The following is a 2932-nucleotide window of genomic DNA, read 5'->3' as shown; positions in this document are numbered from 1 at the left end:
GTCCGGCAGGATGCTTTTTAAAGAACGCACCATGTTGATGTCCAGGGCAAGCAAAGGTGCTGTTGCCCATCTCAACGTACTGCGTCAGCGTGTCATAAAACGGTGGCAGCAAATTCTCTTCATACTGACAGGCTGCGGATTCCAGCTCCAGCCACTGCTGCTCGTTGCCGTTGATTACCGCCGTAACGCCCGCAGGTAATTCAACAGCATGTTCGGAATACAAAAACACCGGTAGATGAAAACCGGTGCGCTTAAGCAACGCAAGAATGCCACTGCGACTATCCGCAGCGGTAATGACGACTGCCGCGACGTCCGTAAAATCAGTATCTCCCAACGCCACCACGCGGCGATGAGAAGAAAGTCGGGATACCAGTTCACTACTGGCGGCAATATTCATTGATTTCATAAGCGCAAACCCGTTTCGGGGAAGTAAGAATACCGGACAAGGTGGAAAACCCTGCCCCATGAGATATGGGTCAAACTGGTCACCAGCTCCGACCGCCAGACATCAGTAAAAGCAGAAACGCTCTGATTTTACTGTTGTCCTGCAGTGAGCGTGCGTTAACTTCACCGCATGAGCAGTAACATAGAAAGGGAAACGTTTCGCGCGAAACGGCGATAAGCGAGAGAATGTAAGGAGATGGCGTGCATCGGGCAAACTCCGTACAGAGAGGAGAAAATTCGCGCAATCATGGCACCTTTCGCTAAGGCGTGCAAGCCAGGACTTTGCGACCAGACAAGCCATCAACAAGGCAAAAAGTTCATAATAAGAAAATCAAACAATACAGCTAACAGGAACTCTTGTGGTCATCGGCCCTTTTATCAACGCTAGTGCAGTCTTACTGGGTGGCGTTCTCGGCGCACTGCTCAGCCAACGCTTACCGGAACGTATCCGCGTCTCCATGACATCTATTTTTGGTCTGGCATCGCTGGGGATTGGTATTTTACTGGTTGTGAAATGCGCCAACCTTCCAGCGATGGTTTTAGCTACGCTACTTGGCGCTCTAATTGGCGAAATTTGTTTGCTGGAGAAAGGTGTCAATACAGCAGTCGCCAAAGCACAAAATCTGTTTCGTCACTCACGTAAGAAGCCAGCGCATGAATCTTTTATTCAGAATTATGTCGCGATTATTGTCCTGTTTTGCGCCAGCGGCACCGGGATCTTCGGGGCGATGAACGAAGGAATGACCGGCGATCCGAGTATTTTAATCGCCAAGTCATTTCTTGATTTCTTTACGGCGATGATCTTCGCCTGCTCGCTGGGTATTGCGGTGTCGGTAATTAGTATCCCATTACTGATCATCCCATTACTGATCATCCAGTTAACGCTGGCGTGGGCTGCCGCGCTGATATTACCGCTGACCACACCGTCGATGATGGCAGACTTCAGCGCCGTAGGCGGTTTATTGCTGCTGGCAACCGGATTACGCATCTGTGGCATTAAAATGTTCCCGGTGGTCAACATGCTTCCAGCACTCCTTCTGGCAATGCCGCTTTCCGCCGCCTGGACCGCCTGGTTTGCCTGACAATGCGTGCAATAGCGGCAAAGTGATGATAGATTGTGCAGTCTGCAGTAAATTGAAGAAATTTGATTGACGAGACGAGGCGAATCAGGTTTAATGCGCCCCGTTGCCCGGATAGCTCAGTCGGTAGAGCAGGGGATTGAAAATCCCCGTGTCCTTGGTTCGATTCCGAGTCCGGGCACCACTATTTAGAAGAACCAGCCTACGGGCTGGTTTTTTGCTTTCTGGGGTTCTGGTAGATATCCGGTCACTTTGAATGCTGATGTCACTGCTTTACCTCTTCCATCCAGCCTGAACATTTCTTCTAAGTAGCCCCCTTCTGGTCACTGTGGCCTTTTCTGTCAAACTTCAAATCCCCAATAGACACTATTTCCACATGAGCACCTGGCTAACGGATTCATTACTGCACGGATACATCCGGTCTTTGTCCGGTCTGAAGTAAAACGCATACCACCTGCGTTGGCCCCTCCTCAGTCCCCCCCTACATCAAACCGAACATTTTTCACTCTGATTGATTTAGCTTTAGTCAACTTTTGGGTGTTATGCCTACTATATCAATATGATCCATAGGGGATTATGGCCAGACTACCGGTAATACCGAGAGACAGGATCTCAATCGGAGATAGAACGTTCTGCAAAACGGGGCTTACAGAAAATCCCTAAATGACCTGCAACCTCCAGCCCATTGCATATTATGATAACAGTGAATATTTTGGTTAAGTCGCGCCCCGCAAAAGGTGGAAAGCAATTTAACAAATTGAATTAAAAGGGTTTAACCGCAAAATGGACGCAACAGGCAACACGACAGTCACCTGCCTGAGTCACAAAATGAAGTACAAAGAAGTCGCCTGCGGTAAGCAGCGGATGCACTGGCTGGCGCTGCAGTTCGTGGATGAGAACAACAACCCAGTTTCCGGTCTCAACGTGCAGCTGGAGTATCATCCACGGGCAATGGCGGCAGAGCTGGCTCTGTGGGCCAGAGGCAGACACACTCAGTTTGACCCCAACACCGCCGCCCCCACCTGTCGGTGTCACTGACAGTCAGGGTCTGGTACGGTTTGATGACTTGTACTGAATTAAAGCACCTAAAACAAACATTTATATCGCAACAGTTAAATAGAATGGATAATCGGTAATAAAATGGTCCTTGAGTGCGTTAGATCAACATCAAAATAATTAAAATACCCATGCATTTTTTTAAGATATGGTTTTAGATCAGAATGAGATTAAAAGGGAGAGAAAGTCATAGCCTTATTTGATGTCAGAAACCAATGCGTGGAAGTTAGAGCATTACGGAAAAAAGCCTGACATACTTAACGGGCAGGCATAGAGGTGATCTCATTGAATTTGTTAGCGCAATCAGTAGATCACAAAACTCTATGCCTGTCTTCTTTTCTGGGGACTCCTCA

At 48.3% G+C, this 2932-nt stretch carries 4 protein-coding genes and 1 tRNA gene; 3 read left to right on the top strand and 2 right to left on the bottom strand.

Features of this window, described 5'->3' with window-relative positions; all coding sequences use genetic code 11:
• On the bottom strand, positions 1-406 hold a 406-nt coding region (locus tag ACUU1M_RS19615), incomplete at its 3' end, for an Orn/Lys/Arg decarboxylase N-terminal domain-containing protein (protein ID WP_449144758.1).
• A 161-nt stretch (positions 407-567) separates the two neighbouring features.
• The gene (gene yqgH / locus ACUU1M_RS19610) at positions 568-651 is read right to left on the bottom strand and encodes a protein YqgH (RefSeq protein ID WP_211180506.1); all 84 of its coding nucleotides are present in this window, start codon (positions 649-651) and stop codon (positions 568-570) included.
• Between the two features lie 152 nt (positions 652-803).
• Here yqgH and ACUU1M_RS19605 point away from each other — a divergent pair, with 152 nt between their 5' ends.
• The 3 genes from ACUU1M_RS19605 (at position 804) to ACUU1M_RS19595 (ending at position 2561) form a co-directional block, all read left to right on the top strand.
• Positions 804-1526 carry a DUF554 domain-containing protein gene (locus ACUU1M_RS19605; RefSeq protein ID WP_152029061.1) on the top strand — a complete coding sequence of 241 codons (723 nt, stop codon included), beginning with the start codon at positions 804-806 and terminating at the stop codon, positions 1524-1526.
• A gap of 105 nt (positions 1527-1631) precedes the next feature.
• Positions 1632-1707 (top strand) — tRNA-Phe (locus tag ACUU1M_RS19600).
• Positions 1708-2351: 644 nt separating this feature from the next.
• Positions 2352-2561 carry a hypothetical protein gene (locus ACUU1M_RS19595; protein WP_000875411.1) on the top strand — a complete coding sequence of 70 codons (210 nt, stop codon included), beginning with the start codon at positions 2352-2354 and terminating at the stop codon, positions 2559-2561.
• Positions 2562-2932 lie beyond the last annotated feature (371 nt).

The organism is Shigella sp. SIG6, assembly GCF_053555815.1.
Note: the sequence above shows the minus strand (reverse complement) of the source record. Positions and strands in the feature narration are given on the sequence as shown.